General features: G+C 36.8%; 14 protein-coding genes, 2 tRNA genes and 3 rRNA genes. 16 read left to right on the forward strand and 3 right to left on the reverse strand.

Going from position 1 to position 18,842, the window contains the following annotated elements; genetic code table 11:
* Nucleotides 1-138 precede the first annotated feature (138 nt).
* Nucleotides 139-591 (forward strand): Lrp/AsnC family transcriptional regulator, encoded by a 453-nt coding sequence (locus PQ462_RS10770; protein ID WP_095929232.1) that lies wholly within the window; start codon nucleotides 139-141, stop codon nucleotides 589-591.
* 139 nt (nucleotides 592-730) lie between these two features.
* Here the strand turns inward: PQ462_RS10770 and PQ462_RS10775 are convergent, their stop codons facing one another.
* On the reverse strand, nucleotides 731-1,279 hold the full coding sequence (locus PQ462_RS10775; RefSeq protein ID WP_274253478.1) for a TetR/AcrR family transcriptional regulator: 549 nt from the start codon (nucleotides 1,277-1,279) through the stop codon (nucleotides 731-733).
* A gap of 216 nt (nucleotides 1,280-1,495) precedes the next feature.
* Here PQ462_RS10775 and PQ462_RS10780 point away from each other — a divergent pair, with 216 nt between their 5' ends.
* Together PQ462_RS10780 and PQ462_RS10785 are read left to right on the forward strand one after the other, a co-directional pair.
* Nucleotides 1,496-2,554: an NAD-dependent epimerase/dehydratase family protein gene (locus tag PQ462_RS10780; protein WP_274253479.1), complete on the forward strand. Its 1,059-nt coding sequence runs from the start codon at nucleotides 1,496-1,498 to the stop codon at nucleotides 2,552-2,554.
* A gap of 19 nt (nucleotides 2,555-2,573) precedes the next feature.
* Nucleotides 2,574-2,996 carry a DUF2141 domain-containing protein gene (locus PQ462_RS10785; RefSeq protein ID WP_274253480.1) on the forward strand — a complete coding sequence of 141 codons (423 nt, stop codon included), beginning with the start codon at nucleotides 2,574-2,576 and terminating at the stop codon, nucleotides 2,994-2,996.
* 92 nt (nucleotides 2,997-3,088) lie between these two features.
* Here PQ462_RS10785 and PQ462_RS10790 read toward each other — a convergent pair whose 3' ends face one another.
* Entirely contained in the window at nucleotides 3,089-3,439 is a 351-nt protein-coding gene (locus PQ462_RS10790; RefSeq protein ID WP_035644047.1) for a winged helix-turn-helix transcriptional regulator, read from the reverse strand.
* A 70-nt stretch (nucleotides 3,440-3,509) separates the two neighbouring features.
* On the opposite strand from PQ462_RS10790, the gene PQ462_RS10795 reads away from it, so the two are divergent.
* Nucleotides 3,510-4,442 (forward strand): NmrA/HSCARG family protein, encoded by a 933-nt coding sequence (locus tag PQ462_RS10795; protein ID WP_274253481.1) that lies wholly within the window; start codon nucleotides 3,510-3,512, stop codon nucleotides 4,440-4,442.
* 175 nt (nucleotides 4,443-4,617) lie between these two features.
* On the opposite strand, the gene PQ462_RS10800 is transcribed toward PQ462_RS10795, so the two are convergent.
* Nucleotides 4,618-5,022, reverse strand: coding sequence for a helix-turn-helix domain-containing protein (locus PQ462_RS10800; RefSeq protein ID WP_274253719.1), 405 nt, complete (start codon nucleotides 5,020-5,022; stop codon nucleotides 4,618-4,620).
* 397 nt (nucleotides 5,023-5,419) lie between these two features.
* Here PQ462_RS10800 and PQ462_RS10805 point away from each other — a divergent pair, with 397 nt between their 5' ends.
* The 12 genes from PQ462_RS10805 (at nucleotide 5,420) to PQ462_RS10860 (ending at nucleotide 18,803) form a co-directional block, all read left to right on the forward strand.
* Complete coding sequence (locus tag PQ462_RS10805) at nucleotides 5,420-6,013, forward strand: Crp/Fnr family transcriptional regulator (RefSeq protein ID WP_274253482.1); 594 nt, start codon at nucleotides 5,420-5,422, stop codon at nucleotides 6,011-6,013.
* Between the two features lie 92 nt (nucleotides 6,014-6,105).
* Entirely contained in the window at nucleotides 6,106-6,429 is a 324-nt protein-coding gene (locus PQ462_RS10810) for a hypothetical protein (RefSeq protein ID WP_274253483.1), read from the forward strand.
* Nucleotides 6,426-6,836 (forward strand): hypothetical protein, encoded by a 411-nt coding sequence (locus PQ462_RS10815; protein WP_274253484.1) that lies wholly within the window; start codon nucleotides 6,426-6,428, stop codon nucleotides 6,834-6,836. Before PQ462_RS10810 ends, PQ462_RS10815 begins: the two co-directional genes overlap by 4 nt.
* A 712-nt stretch (nucleotides 6,837-7,548) precedes the next feature.
* A 16S ribosomal RNA gene (locus tag PQ462_RS10820) occupies nucleotides 7,549-9,062 on the forward strand.
* Nucleotides 9,063-9,188: 126 nt separating this feature from the next.
* Nucleotides 9,189-9,262, forward strand: a tRNA-Ile gene (locus PQ462_RS10825).
* Nucleotides 9,263-9,402: 140 nt separating this feature from the next.
* Nucleotides 9,403-9,476 (forward strand) — tRNA-Ala (locus PQ462_RS10830).
* A 195-nt stretch (nucleotides 9,477-9,671) separates the two neighbouring features.
* Nucleotides 9,672-12,555, forward strand: a 23S ribosomal RNA gene (locus PQ462_RS10835).
* 175 nt (nucleotides 12,556-12,730) lie between these two features.
* Nucleotides 12,731-12,840 (forward strand): 5S ribosomal RNA (gene rrf, locus PQ462_RS10840).
* Together the 16S, 23S and 5S rRNA genes with 2 tRNA genes alongside form the textbook arrangement of a ribosomal RNA operon.
* A 322-nt stretch (nucleotides 12,841-13,162) precedes the next feature.
* Nucleotides 13,163-14,326, forward strand: a complete 1,164-nt coding sequence (locus tag PQ462_RS10845; protein ID WP_274253486.1) for a zinc-dependent alcohol dehydrogenase — start codon at nucleotides 13,163-13,165, stop codon at nucleotides 14,324-14,326.
* Nucleotides 14,327-15,852: 1,526 nt separating this feature from the next.
* Nucleotides 15,853-16,008 carry a hypothetical protein gene (locus tag PQ462_RS10850; protein WP_274253488.1) on the forward strand — a complete coding sequence of 52 codons (156 nt, stop codon included), beginning with the start codon at nucleotides 15,853-15,855 and terminating at the stop codon, nucleotides 16,006-16,008.
* 209 nt (nucleotides 16,009-16,217) lie between these two features.
* Nucleotides 16,218-17,201 (forward strand): energy transducer TonB, encoded by a 984-nt coding sequence (locus PQ462_RS10855; RefSeq protein WP_274253489.1) that lies wholly within the window; start codon nucleotides 16,218-16,220, stop codon nucleotides 17,199-17,201.
* 654 nt (nucleotides 17,202-17,855) lie between these two features.
* Nucleotides 17,856-18,803 (forward strand): DKNYY domain-containing protein, encoded by a 948-nt coding sequence (locus PQ462_RS10860; RefSeq protein WP_274253490.1) that lies wholly within the window; start codon nucleotides 17,856-17,858, stop codon nucleotides 18,801-18,803.
* The last annotated feature ends 39 nt before the right edge of the window (nucleotides 18,804-18,842 follow it).

Genomic DNA, 18,842 nt, shown 5'->3' on the forward strand with positions numbered 1-18,842 from the left:
TTAGATTTTTATACTGTGAACATAAACTTTGCAGTATGTTATGTTTTTAATTTTTATAAAATAAGATTTTTGTATTGTTTTTGGTTATATTTGAAGAATTTTATTCTGTTTTAGAAATAAATTAAACCAAAATATTCTATGGAACAAATAGACGATATCGATCTTCAGTTATTAAATATATTACACGATAATTCTAAATATACTGTAAAAGAACTTGCTAAGATGGTAAATCTTTCAGCATCGCCAGTTTTTGAGCGGATTAAGAGATTGGAAAACAGCGGTTACATTAAGAAATATATAGCCCTGCTGGATGCAGAAAAATTAAATAGAGGATTTATCGTTTTCTGTAATATCAAACTTAAACAGCACGATCGTAATATCGGGAATCAGTTTGTTAGTGATATTATGAAAATAGAAGAAGTTGTGGAATGTTACAATATATCAGGTGATTACGATTTTTTAATGAAAGTCTCTGCCAAAGATATGAAGCATTATCAGGATTTTGTGTTTAATAAATTGGGATCAGTTGAAAGTATAGGGAGTACCCAGAGTACCTTTGTTATGTCAGAGATAAAAAATTTGTATGGATAGTTCCGGGATTGTTTATTATTTGAAATTGGCAGACTTTTTTTATCTGTTGTGTACATTTTTTCCTGAAACAAGAACTTGATTTCCTCAAGGTTCTGCTTTTTCAAATTAAGTACAAGCAAAAATTATTTTGGAATTACGACTACAATTTATTGAGTTTATTTACCAGATAACTTATTATTTGTGCAATACTTTCAGCAGGAATTGAGAAATCATTTTCGATCCAATTTTTGATGACAGCAATACTTCCTTTTTCTCCAAATTGGTATGCCATTTCAGCAAAAGGCTTTACTTCGGCAGTAAGTTCTATTTGATTTTCAACTGGAAAATTATTCCGAACACTTCTAAGTATTCGCGACAGAATTCCGCTTCCATCCGCTTTGGTAAACACAATTTTACTCATCTGCTTATCGCTTTCCAGTAACTGGCAGCTGAGCAGTATCACTTCATCCATATTGGTGCTTGTACGCAAAACCGCTGAGAGTTTGTCAAAAACATCATCTTCTATTTCAAGCAGTATATCCAGCGGAATATTATAATGTCGATAAAATGTATTGCGGTTGACATCGGCTGCTTTACATAGTTCTGTTATGGTAATTTCCCTCAATTCCTTCTCGTTCAATAAACTAAATAATGCCTCATGCAATATTTTTTTAGTATACTGAACCCTTCTGTCTTTTCTTAAATCCATCACAAATTATTTTACATACGCTACAAAAACATTAGTCTTTGTTCGCTAATGTACAGTAACATCCTTTTTTGAAACAGCAAATATATTCGTCCTTGCTAGTTTTACGTAGTAATCAAAAAGAACACAACGTTAAATATTGAACATATTGTATAACAAATATAGCTTTTTCATCAAAATTTAAGCGGATTGAAGAGGATAAATGATAAATTAAAAAAAATGGAAAATAAGATATCACGAAAAAAAATACTGCTCACCGGTGCATCTGGAACCGTAGGAATTGAAACCTTGCAGCATCTGGTTAAGCATACGGATTATGAAATAACGGTTTTTGATCTAAAAACCCAAAATTCGGTGAAAAAACTGGCTCCCTTTCGATCTCGTGTAGAGATTATGTATGGCGATATCAGCAATCAACAAGAAGTGCTAAAAGTTGCCCAAAATAAGGATGTAGCTATCCATTTGGCAGCGGTCATTCCACCTCTTGCAGATATAGATCCAGAGATGGCTTACAGTGTAAATGTGAGAGGGACCGAAAATCTTATTTATGCTTTAGAGAAGAACTCACCAGATTGTTATTTGATTTTTAGTTCCAGTATTTCAGTTTATGGCGATCGAATGAAGAATCCCCAGATATGTATCACTGATATTTTGCAACCCAGTCCAGGAGATCAGTATGGAGAAACAAAGGTATTGTGTGAGTCCTTGATTAGGAAATCCAAATTATCATGGAGTATTTTTCGTCTGGCCGCTATTATGGGGAATCATAAGATATCCAAATTGATGTTTCACATGCCGCTGGATACGCCAATGGAAATCTGCACGCCAAAAGATACGGGTAGAGCTTTTGCTAAAGCAATTGAAAACCAAAAAAAACTAGAGAAGCAAATATTCAATTTGGGAGGAGGAGAGGATTGTGTTATTACTTATGAATCGTTTCTAGACAAAATGTTTACTGAATTTGGCTTAGGCGAAGCTGATTTTCCACAAAAGGCGTTTGCAGAGAAGAATTTTCACTGCGGGATTTTAAAAGATGGTGAAGATTTAGATAATATTCTGGGTTTTCGACAGCAAAATTTGAACGATTATTTCGAGATGGTCCGCCAGAAAATTCATCCTCTCCAAAAAAAAATCACCTTCATTTTTAAAAGTATTATAAAAAAATGGCTGCTCTCACAGTCAGAACCCTACCAAGCGTTTAAAAAAGGGAATGTAAAAAAAATGAATCACTTTTTTAACCAATTAGAGAAAGAGAAGCTAGAAAATGTTCTATTTTAAATACTAAATAATATAAGTTATGAAAATTAAAATGATAAGCTTGATAGTACTTTTAACAGTTAATTCGGCATTATTTGCACAACATAATTTCAGCGTTGAAGTATCGGGCGTAGAACCCGGCAAAGGATTTGTTTTTTTGGGATTGTACGATAAAGAGAAGGGTTTTCTTGATAATGAGTCACAGATTGCCACCGCAAAAGTAAAAGCTACAGAAAATAAAGTGGTCTACACGTTCAAAAACCTACCGGATGGCGATTACGCTATTGCTGTTTATCAAGACTTGAATAATAACGGAAAATGTGATAAAAATATGATTGGTTACCCGACAGAAGGATTTGGATTTTCTCAAAATTATAAACCAAGACTCTCAGCACCTAGTTTTGATCAGGTGAAAATTGCAATTAACCAGTATGCTAAAACCAATATTGTATTGATTAAATAAAAGACCCTTGCTGAGTTATGGGAATTAAATATTGTTATACTCAGCTGATCATGACTACATTATCTCTAACAACAAAGCAGTCCTATTATTTATTAAACTTCCCTGATCTTGTCACGGTGGTTTTTACCCCACTCAATCATTTCGGAGATCATATTGTGCAGCGTATCGCAATACACAGAAGCCGTATACTCAACGGTCGGAGGTGAGTCATCATAGACCCTGCGCAAAATGAGCTTGTTTAGTTCGAGTTCTTTAAGTTCCTTTGACAAGACTTTACTTGTAATGCCGTTTACACTCCGCTGTATGTCACGGAATCGGCTGTTACCCTGGTGCACAGCTGTCAATATGGGGAGTTTCCATTTCCCGCTTATCACGTATAGAGCATCCTGCAAATGCTTGATCTGCTGTGCATTTTCTGAATTATCTTTTTGTATATCTGGCATCCTTTAGGTAACTGGTATCTTTTGTAAACCAATTAGGACGTAAATTTACAAAAAATTAAATTATAAAAATATGAAAGATAAATCATTAATACTGGTAGCTGGCGCGGCAGGTACTCAGGGAGGAGCAGTGATTGAAGCATTATTAGCTAAAAATATAGCGGTGAGGGCTATTGTGCGAAATAAAAACAGTGAAGCTGCAAAAGCACTCGCTTCAAGGAATGTTGAATTAGCTGAAGCGACGTTCGATGATTTAGAAAGTCTGACTGAAGCCGCTAAAGGTGCAACAGGCGTATTCTCGATGCAGATGGGATCCCATCCTGGGAATAAAGGAGAGGAAACTAGACATGCAAAAAATCTGGTTGCCGCAGCAAAAGCCGCCGGGATTCAGCAGATAGTCCACACCTCTGTTGCCCGCGCGGGAGATCATCAAAACTTTGCGGACTGGGATAAAGGCAGGTGGGAGCCGCTTTACTGGGAAGAGAAAGCTGCAGCTATAAACGCTGTTAAAGATGCCGGATTTACTTTTTGGACGATCATAAAACCGCCGTTTATCATGGTGAATCTGCTTCCTCCTAAAAATAAATGGATGTTTCCTACTATTTCTGAGGGTAAAATAATTAGTCCAACTGCGCCGGATACAAAAATAGACTGGGTGTCTCCTGAAGATATTGGTCGTTTTGCAGCTGAGGCATTTGCAGAGCCTGACAAATTCAACAAGAAAGAATTCGCTATAGTGGGAGATTCACTTACAATGGGAGAGGTTGCAGATGCGCTTTCAAGCGTTACTGGTAAGCAATTTGAGGCCATTAGTATAACAGATGAGCAAGCCGTCGAAAGCGGATTGTTTAAATGGGGAACCGAAGCTTTTATCTGGCAGAATGTGGAAGGGTACAAAGTTGACCCTAAAGAAGCAGAAGGTTTAGGAATTGAGCCTGAATCGCTAAAAACTTACTTGGAGAGGAATAAATCCCTTCTTTTAGAAGCATATAGTAAATTAAAATAAACTGATTTGAAGAAATCAATTAATACTCTTTTTTAAAATTGAAAAACATCTTTTCGAAGATTTTTAAGGAAAGCTATTAGAATGTCTTCCGAATTCGCCCCGTAAATATTATTCAAAACAACAAAAAAGAGACTTTCAAGTCTCTTTTTTGTTTTAATATATCTTAAATGAATAATTATTTATTAATCAATTTTTCAAGCCTCACCATCATTTCATCTTTTTCTTTCAACATACGTTCGTATAAGGCAATTTTTTCTTCGTGCAATTTTAGCACTTGCTCTATGGGGTTAAATGTACAAGTGTCATTATTTTGATAACCAATTGAACCGTTGTCAAATGTATTAGAAATAATATTTATTGCCTTTTCTTCATCAAAATTCTGAAAAGCTTCAACAGGAATTTTTAATATTGCAGAGATTTGTTTCAGAAGGCTTTCTTCAATTACATCTTTCTGCTCCAGCATAGAAATTTTCTTTTGATTCCATTCTTCTCCCAGATCATAAGCTAAAGCTTCCTGCTTTATGTTAAGCATTTCTCTGAAACGTTTTACGTTTTTTCCCTGATGTATTTTCTGTTCCATAACGAATATTAATTTTTCTAAAGGCTCAAAGATAAAGCCATTTTTTGAATTAAAACCTAGTGTTTCAAAAATTAAAAAAAATCTCATTTCGTTAGAAATGGGATTTTTATTCGTGACGCCGACTAGACAAATTTCAACATTTTTTTGGATAATTTGAAGAAATTGGCTTATTATATGTAGTGTCTGTCTTTCATTGGCTTTGTAAATTTGGTTTTGATTTCCTGTGAGGGATTGCTGCTCAAGTGCATTTTTTATGTAAAATTTGTAGAAAAATGTTATATAATTATAAAGAAAAAAATCTGCTGAATAATGTAATATAGGTATTGTTTATTATTAATTATCTGTAATTTTAAACGATTAAATTAAACATAGCAAACTTTGTAATAAATAGAAAAATATGCTGCCGTCAAATATTTTACAAAAATTCAATGAATACTACAAAAATGACATTACACAGGATTTTTTAAATGAAATTGAAGCAACAGCAATGTACGTTGAAGTTCCTAAGGGTGAAATTTTATTTACAGCCGGTAACACAAAACAAATTTTCCTAATTATAAGTGGTAGTTTAGTACAATTCGTAGTTACGCCTGACGGAGGAGAAAAAGCAATTATGTTTCATACGGAGAGCTTTTTGCCTTTTGCAGGAAATTCTTTTATTGGAATTGATCATTCCTCTGTTAATCATTATGCAAAAGTTAATGAAGACATCAGAGCAGTTGTTATTCCTTATGATTTTGTTTCAAATGCAATTTTAAAATATCCATTTTACGCCAAACAGGTGTATCAAAACACATTGCTTTATATCCAAAGTCTTATACAATTTCAAAATCACCTCACAGGCTTAACCAGCTTAGAATTTTTAAAGTGGCTTTTAGAGCATTATGGTTTTCTGTTCCAGCGATTTCAATCGAAAGATATTGCCAGTTTTATGGGTATTACACCTACTTGGCTTAGCAGTCTAAAACACAAAACGTGTAGAACAACTTAAATTAGAAGTATAATGCTAGTGAAATCAAATTAATTTGATTTGAAGTATTCTTTTTATAACGAATTTGCATCATAATTTAAAATTAAATAAATATGGAAGATTTCGTAATAAAATTTGACTTTGCTTGGTCATGGATAGGTTTAGGAATGGCAATTGTATTTTTTGTCCTATTGTTTTTTACAGATTTGCTACGAAGCGATTTGAACAAACCTCGTTGGCAAGATGCAGGTTGGTATGCTTGGGTTGCGGCGCCAATGTATATGATTCATCAATTTGAAGAATATGCGCTTTATTATGATGTGCATTCTCTTCATCATCCTTTTGCGGATATGATTTGTCAAAAAGTAGGGTATGGAGTTTATCCAAATTGTCCAATTCCTTTACAGCATTATTGGCTTGTGAATATTATCTTATGATGGCAATGCTTGGAGCTTGGAAATTCTACAAAACAAACCCAATGGTTGCATTAGCTCCATATGGCCTCATTTTAGCTAACGGACTCCTTCATATTGGGGGTTGGCTATCATCGGGAAATCCTTTATATTATTATGTTAGCGGCGGTACAATTACCAGTATGTTTTTATTTATTCCTGTAACTATATTGATGAGTCGTGCTTGCTTAAAATGGAAAGTAATGGGTGGATGGGCAATGGCGGCAACTTTGACTGCAGGCTTAATTGGTCACATTATTTTATTTGGGGCATATGCATCACTTGATGCAGGAGGAGTTATTGCACTTTATATATTTGATTTTTTAGCAATGACATCACCTCTTTTATTGACTTGGTTAGCAAGTAAATGGCTTTTAAAACCAAAAAAATAGTAAATTATTATAGATTAAATGGTTTTTAACACCCCTTTATAAGCGAGAAAATTCTTTGAATCCTCCTATTTGTGTGAGCTTCTAGCTCTCAAAGGTTTATGTTGAAAGTGATAGTGAATAAATATACTAAACAGTTATGAAAAAGACATAAAAAATCCCATTTCTTTACAAATAGGATTTTTTTGTGACCTCGATGATACAAATTCCAAATCCTTTTATGCAATATTTAAAGAAATTGGCTTATTTTTAGGTAACTATGTCCAATCACTACTTACAATTATTTTGCCATAGTTTTAGGTGAAAAAATATGCGCTTCCATTTTATTGATACCAAATAATTTTGCAAATGCTTATGAATTTGATAAAATCAGTAAGTTTTATAATTGTGTTTTTATTTGAAATTTAATATTGTAAGAAAAATATTTAATATTCATTTAAATTTTTAAACTCTAAGTTTAGCATTATCAGAAAGTTAGAAAAAAGTTTCAAAAAAAAATAAAAAATAATCATAAAAAGCCTTGTGAATGCTGATAAACTGACTACTTTTGCACCCGCTTTGAGAGACAAGCGGAAGACAAAGAAATTACGTTCGTAGACATATTGAATTGACAGCCGTTTTAACAGAGATGTTAGAACAAAAGAAATAAGAGTAATAGAATCGAAAGATTCGAAATGAACCGATAGATATTCGTCGAGATATAATATTAAAATATACGATGAAGAGTTTGATCCTGGCTCAGGATGAACGCTAGCGGCAGGCTTAACACATGCAAGTCGAGGGGTAGAAGTCTTCGGGCTTTGAGACCGGCGCACGGGTGCGTAACGCGTATGCAATCTGCCTTTCACAGAGGGATAGCCCAGAGAAATTTGGATTAATACCTCATAGTATTATGGAGTGGCATCACTTTATAATTAAAGTCACAACGGTGAAAGATGAGCATGCGTCCCATTAGCTGGTTGGTAAGGTAACGGCTTACCAAGGCTACGATGGGTAGGGGTCCTGAGAGGGAGATCCCCCACACTGGTACTGAGACACGGACCAGACTCCTACGGGAGGCAGCAGTGAGGAATATTGGTCAATGGACGCAAGTCTGAACCAGCCATGCCGCGTGCAGGATGACGGTCCTATGGATTGTAAACTGCTTTTGTACGAGAAGAAACATCCCGACGTGTCGGGACTTGACGGTATCGTAAGAATAAGGATCGGCTAACTCCGTGCCAGCAGCCGCGGTAATACGGAGGATCCAAGCGTTATCCGGAATCATTGGGTTTAAAGGGTCCGTAGGCGGTTTAGTAAGTCAGTGGTGAAAGCCCATCGCTCAACGGTGGAACGGCCATTGATACTGCTGAACTTGAATTACTGGGAAGTAACTAGAATATGTAGTGTAGCGGTGAAATGCTTAGATATTACATGGAATACCAATTGCGAAGGCAGGTTACTACCAGTTTATTGACGCTGATGGACGAAAGCGTGGGGAGCGAACAGGATTAGATACCCTGGTAGTCCACGCCGTAAACGATGGATACTAGCTGTTGGGCGCAAGTTCAGTGGCTAAGCGAAAGTGATAAGTATCCCACCTGGGGAGTACGAACGCAAGTTTGAAACTCAAAGGAATTGACGGGGGCCCGCACAAGCGGTGGAGCATGTGGTTTAATTCGATGATACGCGAGGAACCTTACCAAGGCTTAAATGCAGACTGACCGATTTGGAAACAGATCTTTCGCAAGACAGTTTACAAGGTGCTGCATGGTTGTCGTCAGCTCGTGCCGTGAGGTGTCAGGTTAAGTCCTATAACGAGCGCAACCCCTGTTGTTAGTTGCCAGCGAGTAGTGTCGGGAACTCTAACAAGACTGCCAGTGCAAACTGTGAGGAAGGTGGGGATGACGTCAAATCATCACGGCCCTTACGCCTTGGGCTACACACGTGCTACAATGGCCGGTACAGAGAGCAGCCACTGGGTGACCAGGAGCGAATCTATAAAGCCGGTCACAGTTCGGATCGGAGTCTGCAACTCGACTCCGTGAAGCTGGAATCGCTAGTAATCGGATATCAGCCATGATCCGGTGAATACGTTCCCGGGCCTTGTACACACCGCCCGTCAAGCCATGGAAGCTGGGGGTGCCTGAAGTCGGTGACCGCAAGGAGCTGCCTAGGGTAAAACTGGTAACTAGGGCTAAGTCGTAACAAGGTAGCCGTACCGGAAGGTGCGGCTGGAACACCTCCTTTCTAGAGCCTGAGTGTTAGCAGTAATGCACGCTTGGGAAAAATGATGAAATTTAAAGGTTTTGAATTTTAGATTGTATTACTCTTGCTGTTAATTTAAAAAAAAATGATAAAAATTAAGTAAAACAGAGTCTCGTAGCTCAGCTGGTTAGAGTACTACACTGATAATGTAGGGGTCGGCAGTTCGAGTCTGCCCGGGACTACTTTTTAAGAATTGGCAATTAATAATTGTTGATTGCTAATTAAAAAGACTGAAAAGCTTAAAAAGAAGGAAATTCTAGAGTTGAAAGATTACGGATTACAAATAATTCCTAATTCATAATTCACAATTCATAATTAGATTGGGGGATTAGCTCAGCTGGCTAGAGCGCCTGCCTTGCACGCAGGAGGTCAACGGTTCGACTCCGTTATTCTCCACGATTTTAGTCATAAAGATTAAAGTCATAAAGTCCAAAGTGATTCACTTGGCGGCTTTTGACTTTTGATCTTCGGCTGGATAAAGTTCATTGACATATTGAGATAAGAAAATAATAAGAAAGTAGAAAGCGTTTTTTACAATTTTATTGTAAAAAACAAAAAAAAACGGTCTTGTTTTAAGTAACAAGATTGGTACAATAAGCAAAATAAGGGCGTATGGGGAATGCCTAGGCTCTCAGAGGCGATGAAGGACGTGATAAGCTGCGAAAAGCTGCGGGGACTGGCACACACAGATTGATCCGCAGGTATCCGAATGGGGCAACCCGCTATATTGAAGATATAGCACACCGATAGGTGGGCAAACCCGCTGAACTGAAACATCTAAGTAGGCGGAGGAGAAGAAAACAAAAGTGATTCCGTAAGTAGTGGCGAGCGAACGCGGATTAGCCCAAACCAGTGCTGTTACGGCAGTGCTGGGGTTGTAGGACCACGACATTTTATGCATGCAGAACCGGAAGTTACTGGAAAGTGACGCCATAGAGGGTGATAGCCCCGTATGGGTAATAAATGTAATAGATAGTGGTATCCTGAGTAGGGCGGGGCACGTGAAACCCTGTCTGAATTCGGCGGGACCATCCGCTAAGGCTAAATACTCCTGAGAGACCGATAGTGAACCAGTACCGTGAGGGAAAGGTGAAAAGAACCGTGAATAACGGAGTGAAATAGATCCTGAAACCATACGCTTACAAGCGGTCGGAGCCCTTTCGTGGGGTGACGGCGTGCCTTTTGCATAATGAGCCTACGAGTTAACGCTGCTGGCAAGGATAAGTACTTCAGGTATGGATCCGCAGCGAAAGCGAGTCTGAATAGGGCGCTTTAGTCAGTAGTGTTAGACGCGAAACCGTGTGATCTACCCATGGGCAGGTTGAAGCTGTGGTAACACACAGTGGAGGACCGAACCGGTTGACGTTGAAAAGTCTTCGGATGACCTGTGGGTAGGGGTGAAAGGCCAATCAAACTCGGAAATAGCTCGTACTCCCCGAAATGCATTTAGGTGCAGCGTTGGTTATAAAGTTATACAGAGGTAGAGCTACTGATTGGATGCGGGGGCTTCACCGCCTACCAATTCCTGACAAACTCCGAATGCTGTATAATGTTCACTAACAGTGAGGGCTTGGGTGCTAAGGTCCAAGTCCGAGAGGGAAAGAACCCAGACCATCAGCTAAGGTCCCCAAATATATGCTAAGTTGAAAGAACGAGGTTTGTCTGCCCAGACAGCTAGGATGTTGGCTTGGAAGCAGCCATTCATTTAAAGAGTGCGTAACAGCTCACTAGTCGAGCGGACGAGCATGGATAATAATCGGGCATAAGCATATTACCGAAGCTATGGATTTGCAAGTAATTGCAAGTGGTAGGGGAGCATTCTAACAGGGTTGAAGGTTTTTCGTAAGGAGGGCTGGACTGGTTAGAAAAGAAAATGTAGGCATAAGTAACGATAATGCGGGCGAGAAACCCGCACACCGAAAAACTAAGGTTTCCACAGCTATGCTAATCAGCTGTGGGTTAGTCTGGTCCTAAGGCGAACCCGAAAGGGACAGTCGATGGCCAACGGGTTAATATTCCCGTACTACTAATTACTGTGATGGGGTGACGGAGTGATGAAAGCGCCGCGAACTGACGGAATAGTTCGTTGAAGTACCTAGCTATAGGTCCTGTAGTAAAATGCGCAGGAACTGGTGAAATACGATAGTACTCGGAGTCTTCGGACAAAGAGATAGTGCGCCTAAGGGCTTCCAAGAAAAACCTCTAAACTTCAGGTAATTAGTACCAGTACCGTAAACCGACACAGGTAGTTGAGGAGAGAATCCTAAGGTGCTCGAGAGATTCATGGCTAAGGAATTAGGCAAAATAGACCTGTAACTTCGGGAGAAAGGTCGCCCTGAGCAATCAGGGCCGCAGTGAAGAGGTCCAGGCGACTGTTTATCAAAAACACAGGGCTCTGCAAAATCGTAAGATGAAGTATAGGGCCTGACACCTGCCCGGTGCTGGAAGGTTAAGAGGAGATGTTATCTTCGGAGAAGCATTGAATTGAAGCCCCAGTAAACGGCGGCCGTAACTATAACGGTCCTAAGGTAGCGAAATTCCTTGTCGGGTAAGTTCCGACCTGCACGAATGGTGTAACGATCTGGACACTGTCTCAGCCATGAGCTCGGTGAAATTGTAGTAACGGTGAAGATGCCGTTTACCCGCAGTGGGACGAAAAGACCCTGTGCACCTTTACTATAGCTTAGTATTGACCTTGGATAAATGATGTGTAGGATAGGTTGGAGACTATGAAGCGGCGTCGCCAGGCGTTGTGGAGTCATTGTTGAAATACAACCCTTTGTTTATCTGAGGCCTAACCCCGTGCTGCGGGGGACAGTGCTTGGTGGGTAGTTTGACTGGGGTGGTCGCCTCCAAAAGAGTAACGGAGGCTTCTAAAGGTTCCCTCAGTACGCTTGGTAACCGTGCGTAGAGTGCAATGGCATAAGGGAGCTTGACTGAGAGACATACAGGTCGATCAGGTACGAAAGTAGAGCATAGTGATCCGGTGGTTCCGCATGGAAGGGCCATCGCTCAAAGGATAAAAGGTACGCCGGGGATAACAGGCTGATCTCCCCCAAGAGCTCATATCGACGGGGGGGTTTGGCACCTCGATGTCGGCTCGTCACATCCTGGGGCTGGAGAAGGTCCCAAGGGTTGGGCTGTTCGCCCATTAAAGTGGCACGCGAGCTGGGTTCAGAACGTCGTGAGACAGTTCGGTCTCTATCTACTGCGGGCGTTAGAAATTTGAGTGGATCTGATTCTAGTACGAGAGGACCGAATTGGACTAACCTCTAGTGTATCTGTTGTCCCGCCAGGGGCACCGCAGAGTAGCTACGTTGGGAAGGGATAAGCGCTGAAAGCATATAAGCGCGAAACCCACCACAAGATGAGATTTCTTTTAAGGATCGTGGAAGATGACCACGTTGATAGGCTATAGATGTAAAGGCAGTAATGTCATAGTCGAGTAGTACTAATAATCCGTAAGCTTATGTACACCCTTTTCCCGGGCCGAAAGGCTCGGGAGGAAACTTTCTAAAACAAAACTTACTTTTCTTTATCTCAGTATGTTAAAATATTTGCTCGACGCAAGAGCAGTAACTAGTTAAAAGTAAATAGCAAAGAGTCTAAGCACTAATTACTATGCACTAAGCACTAATTACTAAAAACCTTAAGGTGGTTATTGCGGCGGGGCTCACCTCTTCCCATCCCGAACAGAGAAGTTAAGCCCGCCTGCGCAGATGGTACTGCAGTTTTGTGGGAGAGTATGTCGTCGCCTTTCTTTTAAAACCCTATCCAAATCGGATAGGGTTTTTTGTTTTTATTAATGGTTTCTTCTTTTATCTTATAAAATCGTAGTTTTTTGAAATTATAAAACAAGATAATATTGCGTAAGACGGCATTCTTATTACAGTAATTTTTTTTGTCATTCCTATGCTCATTTTTTTCAGCTTTCTAGTTTTATAATTCAAGACTTCAATATTCAGCTTTAATGAAGCGAGTTTTAGATTGTGTTGTATTTGTAAGAATTAGTAATTATTCTGTAATAATAATGGATTAATTTACAGTTATTTAGCTTTCTATTAATTAAAAAAAAGACTATTATGAAAGCAGCAGTTATACACGGACCAGGTTCTGTAAAGTATGATACAGTAGAGGATCCGAAAATCAATGCACAGGACGATATTATTTTAAAGATTACTTCTACGGCAATCTGCGGATCAGATCTGCATATTTATTCCGGTGCTATGCCTACAACTCCAATGGTTCTTGGCCACGAATTTATGGGCATAGTTGAGGAAACTGGATCAGCAGTTACACATTTAAGAAAAGGAGACCGAGTAGTGGTTCCTTTTCCAATCGCATGTGGCAACTGTTTTTTCTGTAATCATGATGTTCCGGGAAATTGCGAACATAGTAATCCTGAGCATTATGGACCTGAGGGTGGAATCCTGACGGAAAAGGGCGGGGCACTTTTTGGCTATACTGATCTTTATGGAGGTTATGACGGAGGACAGGCACAGTATGTACGAGTTCCATATGCTAATTATGGACCGCGTGTGGTGCCAGAAAATCTTACAGATGAGCAGGTTCTTTTTCTCACTGATATTTTTCCGACCGGATACACCGGGGTGGACTGGGGTGAAGTAAAAGGAGGAGAGACCGTTGCCATTTTTGGTTCCGGGCCCGTGGGAATCATGGCAGCGAAAAGTGCATGGCTTAGAGGTGCATCGCAGGTCATAATAGTGGATACTCTTCAATACCGTCTGGATAAAGCCAGGGTTTCCACAGGAGCAACAACTATTTTGTGGGAAGATCCTAAAGAAGTAGTACAGCAGATTAGATCCCTTACCAAAGGACGCGGGGCAGATGTGTGTATAGACGCTGTAGGATTTGAACCGGAACGAAGCTTAACCGATAAAATTAAGGCCACTATCAATTTTGAAAAAGGGTCTATTAAAGTGTTGGAGGCCTGTATGAGCGCTGTTAGAAGAAGTGGTATCGTTTCTGTTCTTGGCGTTTATCCGGTAAAATATGACAATTTCCCACTGGGACAATTTTTCGATAAAGGTATAATTTTAAAAGGCGGGCAGGCTCCTGCACACAAACATATCGATAAGCTTTTGCAATATGTGGTGGAGGGAAAAGTACAGTTGGATGACATTATTACCCACAGGTTACCGCTTTCTGAAATTTCACATGCATATGATATTTTCAATAAGAAAGAAGACGGTTGTGTTAAGGTAGTACTTGATCCATGGAAATAGTCAGAGGGCATATAAGTCCTTGTAGATTTTCGTACTAAAATACTTCTTTCTAAAAATCTGCAAGGACCTGCAGATTTTTTGTTTTAGCATCCAATAGAAATTGTCGGTGTTCTATGGGCACGTTATGATAGCAAGTGCATGATTTTTTTCTTAAATTTTCTTTAATAAGTCTCGAACCTAAACTCCTTAAGTGTTGATTTTGATGAAATTTTAATTTTCAAAGTACCTTGTACCACGATTCTGCCACAAAAATTATATTAAAGATTTAAATGTATTTAGTCACATTAAGGAAAAAATACTCCAGAAGCATAGGATTAGTGATATGATCATTAATATTCTCGACGTTCTTTCTCTGTACTTTGTTTTGCGGCAATGGGAAAAGAGAAACGCAACCACTGCCGAAAGAACAATATCTATTGTAGTAAGAAGGTAAGTATTTTGTAGGTAGTTCGGGAAAGAATTAAGATAAGCAGTTTTAGACTGCTCAAAGGTCGTATATTGACTACATATCAGAAACCACCAGGCCCTATCTACTAAAACTGCTGCAAGCATTACAACCCCAATAAAAAAAATAACAGATATGTTTTTTACTTTCATGATATTGTTCATTATATGTTTGAAACCAATGGCTTATGATATGCTGAAAAATAGTATCGAAGTAAAGTTACATAAAAATCTTATGTAAGTTTATTTGAAAAGTCTTTTTTAAGATGCATTGGAAAGTGCTGTTGGATTTCTTCCTGCTGTGCGTTTATATTTTTGATTTATATTAGTTAGTTGTTAGTTAGTTAGTTAGTTAGTTAGTTAGTTAGTTAGTTAGTTAGTTAGTTAGTTATGTTTTCTTTTATTCCTTTTTTTTGCGATTGTTTTTAGTATTGTTTTGGCCGGTGAAAGTGATGAAAGTTGAAGTAGGAAAGTGTATTTGAACGGTACTAAATTGAAAAACTTTAAAATTGCGGAATAAATTTGTCTTTCCATTTACAAATGGGAACTAGTGAAATGACATTCAAAAAAAAGCCTGTAAATCCATAAGGATAGTTGTCAGATTGTGAATGATTTAATTCGATTTTGTATGGTGCGGGTTCGAGTGCTGTTCCCGCTACTAAAACAAAAGCTTCAGAGAAATCTGGAGCTTTTGTTTTGAAATATTCTAAAATAACTTTACGTTCACGAATGAAACGCTCATTACGGTGAAAGAAGTCTAAACAAAGTAAAAAAAAAATCTCTTCAACCCAACCTTTTTCAATTTCATAACATCTATATATTATAGTAGGAAATTTTAAAACTTAAATCTCATTTTTATTTTTAATTTGACAATCAATTTCTGAAGTGTTTCATTAAAAATAAAATTTCTAATTTTCTTAAAGCGAATAAAACTTAGATTTAACAGCATAAATCAATTACGAAAGCACATATGAAAAAAGTTATCTACTTATTGTTTTGCCATTTAACTCTTCTGACATTTGGACAAGAGTCTGCTCCAAAAAGCAAATTAATCAGAGGTTTTGTTTTTGATAACTCCGAATATGCAAGGATTTCTGCCAGCTGTTGAAGTTCCAATTGGAATAATAGGAACGGGGAGAAAAACAAAAACAGACGATGATGGCAAATTTGAAATTGAGGCAAAAGAAGGTGACATGTTAATTATTCTAGGAGACTTTATTAAAACCAAAAGATTTTAATTACAGATAAAAACTGCTATGAGTTTAATCTAGGTACAGTGACCGGCACTGGATTGATTTATTTTCAAAGTAAAAAAGCCGCTAGACAAACTACTAGATTCTATAATAAATTAGTGAAAAAATTATTGAAAAAGATTGAAAGTGGGTTTTATGATTTTGCTGATTAAAGCCAATTAATAAACATTCATTCAACAAAATATATGCAACCTATGAAAACAATAATTTTAATATTCCTAAGTATCTTTTCAATCGCAAATGGTCAAATCAAAAGTTCCAATACCGCAGTAAGAGATTTTTCTTTAAAAATTCCTGAAGGCTATACCAAACGTAAATGGGTGGAATCATATCCCGGTTGTGGCACTCCATATTACACATTAGTACCAAATGCAGAGAACTACGATTATAATTTTTATAAAAAAGGAAATAGAGTTTACTACCAAGGGATATTAACAAATATTGATGGCAGTAGCTTTAAGAGAATTGGGCCTGAGTATTTTAAAAACAATACCAATGTTTATTATTATAATACATGGAAATCAGGTTTGCAGAAAATTGAAAGCATCGATGCGGCTTCAACAAATTATTCTGATTGGTTTATTGCTGACAAAAACTATTTATACATTAAAACTTCAAAAGTAATTGAGAGTAAAGATTTAAAACTAATATCAGATTATATAATTTACAAAGAAGGTGTTTCTATAATAAATAATGAGAAGAATTTCCTTAAAGAAAAATATTACTTATTCAAAAATATTAAAGGATATTGGATCGTCAAATCTTCTGATATTGTATCTTACAATTTTCTAGGAAAAACTTATAGTCATAAATGGGATATCGTTTATAAAAAAGAAAAAGAAGCAGAAAAAAAAGAAATAGAAGAAGCCCTCTATAGCACTACAGATGTAGATGTTCTACCTAATTTTCCTGGCGGAATAAGTGGATTTAATGGTTTTGTAAATAAAAATTTCAAAGTGGAAGAAAAAGATCTAAAAGGAAAAATTTATTCAACCTTTATAATTGAAAAAAATGGAACTTTATCTGACATAAAAATCCTTCGAGATCTTGGTTATGGAACCGGAAAAGAACTCATTAGAGTTTTAAAACTATCTCCTAAATGGAGCCCAGGAATTAAAGATGGAAAAAAAGTAAGATGCTTTTATTCGATACCTTATACGGTAAATAAATCACTTTGATTAAATTATATATATTCTTTTCAAATCATCAATAAAATGGTTCGAGAATTGTTCCATTAGGCTACTACTTTAAAGTAAAAGCCTGAGAAATCTATATTTCTCAGGCTTTTTTGCGGTTCGAAAAATCTTGTTTCAATTGCTTAAATTTTTAAACTCCTCCAGTTACAAGCAAATTTGGTTCGAGTCCCGTTAAGTTAAACTTCCAATTACAATTGATTTTTTTCGTAAAGCAAAAGTCATAAATAATCAACTTAGTCACAACCTTTTCACAATTTCAAGCATCTGTACTTATGAAGAGCAATTTATTCGTCAAAAATTTTTTATTATTATTAATTTGATGAAATAAATTTCTTTATTTTAGAGAGAATAAAGAAATTCTGAAAAATTAAAATAAGAGACAAAAATATAAAATATTGATTTTAAAATAATTAACCTCAAATCAATTCAATAATTCCAAACTATGAGGCTGTTGTTTGCCTTTTTTTTATTCCTAATTTATTAAGTTTTTGCGCTCAAACAAAAAATAAACATGGCATAAAAATTTATCTGGAACATGCAAAAACAGTAAAAAAAATCTTATCTCTCCAACCTTTTTAGATTTTAACGCATCCATATAATAAAGAGAGCCTAAAAAAACACAATACATACCACAACATGAATAAATATTACTTCTTAGTATTATCAATTATATTGATTTCAAATTTAAGCTGTGCACAAACTCCAGATTCTTTTTCTATAATAGATCCTGTTGTAGATAATACTTTAGTAATAAATCCTAATGCTGGTTTTGAGGTTCCGCTTTATATCAAAAATAAAAACTATATTGTTTTTCAAAAGAATACCAGTGAAAGAAAAATTCTAAAAGATGCAGATGTTGAATCTTTTAGATTTCCAAGATTCAATAAATATGGTCTTTTTGCTTTAGACAAAAATGGCGTTTATTATAATGGAGATTTTATAGCAATTGATACAACAGGTTTTAAAATTATTGCCGAAATCAGGAATACAGATTACCTTGTTCGTCCGGATTTAGTGTGGAAAACAAAGTGTAAACTTTTTAAAAACAATATCGAAATCAAGGAAGATATTGATGTCGAAAGTTTCATATCGACCGATTTTTCAACACTTTATTTTAAAGACAAAAATCATCTTTATTACAATTTTAAAAAAATAAAAAAGGCTGATGTAAATTCAATTTCAGAAACTTTTAATACCGTCATCTATGATAAAAATTATATTTATATAGATGGTGAGATTGGGTTGCATAACGGGGATACTCTTCGGCCTGTAAATCATTATTTAATGAAAACTTCAACCGACGTATTAATATTAGGAGGCAGGTCAGTTGTTCCAAATATTGATGCAAAAACTATTCGACCATTGTCTAAACATTATTCTATAGATAAGAATTTTGTATATTATGATGACAAAAAAACGGCACTAACAGCAAAAAATCCAGAAAATATTAAAGTTTGGGATCAGTTAAACAGCAGTTATATTTCTGATGGTAAAATGGTGTATTCGGGCGCAAATTTTCCATTTACTTCAGTTGACGCTAAAACTTTTGGAATGATTCCATCTTCATATCTATCGGTGCATTAATAAAATAATTAAAAATAAGAATGTCGAAATATTAGCCAT

It is taken from the genome of Flavobacterium sp. KACC 22758, from assembly GCF_028736135.1.
Taxonomy (GTDB): Bacteria; Bacteroidota; Bacteroidia; order Flavobacteriales; family Flavobacteriaceae; genus Flavobacterium; species Flavobacterium johnsoniae.

Excerpts from the sequence above, each read along its gene's own strand:
- PQ462_RS10770 (WP_095929232.1), top strand. The coding sequence starts at position 139 with ATGGAACAAATAGACGATATCGATCTTCAGTTATTAAATATATTACAC.
- PQ462_RS10775 (WP_274253478.1), bottom strand. The coding sequence starts at position 1,279 with ATGGATTTAAGAAAAGACAGAAGGGTTCAGTATACTAAAAAAATATTG.
- PQ462_RS10780 (WP_274253479.1), top strand. The coding sequence starts at position 1,496 with ATGGAAAATAAGATATCACGAAAAAAAATACTGCTCACCGGTGCATCT.
- PQ462_RS10785 (WP_274253480.1), top strand. The coding sequence starts at position 2,574 with ATGAAAATTAAAATGATAAGCTTGATAGTACTTTTAACAGTTAATTCG.
- PQ462_RS10790 (WP_035644047.1), bottom strand. The coding sequence starts at position 3,439 with ATGCCAGATATACAAAAAGATAATTCAGAAAATGCACAGCAGATCAAG.
- PQ462_RS10795 (WP_274253481.1), top strand. The coding sequence starts at position 3,510 with ATGAAAGATAAATCATTAATACTGGTAGCTGGCGCGGCAGGTACTCAG.
- PQ462_RS10800 (WP_274253719.1), bottom strand. The coding sequence starts at position 5,022 with ATGGAACAGAAAATACATCAGGGAAAAAACGTAAAACGTTTCAGAGAA.
- PQ462_RS10805 (WP_274253482.1), top strand. The coding sequence starts at position 5,420 with ATGCTGCCGTCAAATATTTTACAAAAATTCAATGAATACTACAAAAAT.
- PQ462_RS10810 (WP_274253483.1), top strand. The coding sequence starts at position 6,106 with ATGGAAGATTTCGTAATAAAATTTGACTTTGCTTGGTCATGGATAGGT.
- PQ462_RS10815 (WP_274253484.1), top strand. The coding sequence starts at position 6,426 with ATGATGGCAATGCTTGGAGCTTGGAAATTCTACAAAACAAACCCAATG.
- PQ462_RS10845 (WP_274253486.1), top strand. The coding sequence starts at position 13,163 with ATGAAAGCAGCAGTTATACACGGACCAGGTTCTGTAAAGTATGATACA.
- PQ462_RS10850 (WP_274253488.1), top strand. The coding sequence starts at position 15,853 with ATGCAAGGATTTCTGCCAGCTGTTGAAGTTCCAATTGGAATAATAGGA.
- PQ462_RS10855 (WP_274253489.1), top strand. The coding sequence starts at position 16,218 with ATGAAAACAATAATTTTAATATTCCTAAGTATCTTTTCAATCGCAAAT.
- PQ462_RS10860 (WP_274253490.1), top strand. The coding sequence starts at position 17,856 with ATGAATAAATATTACTTCTTAGTATTATCAATTATATTGATTTCAAAT.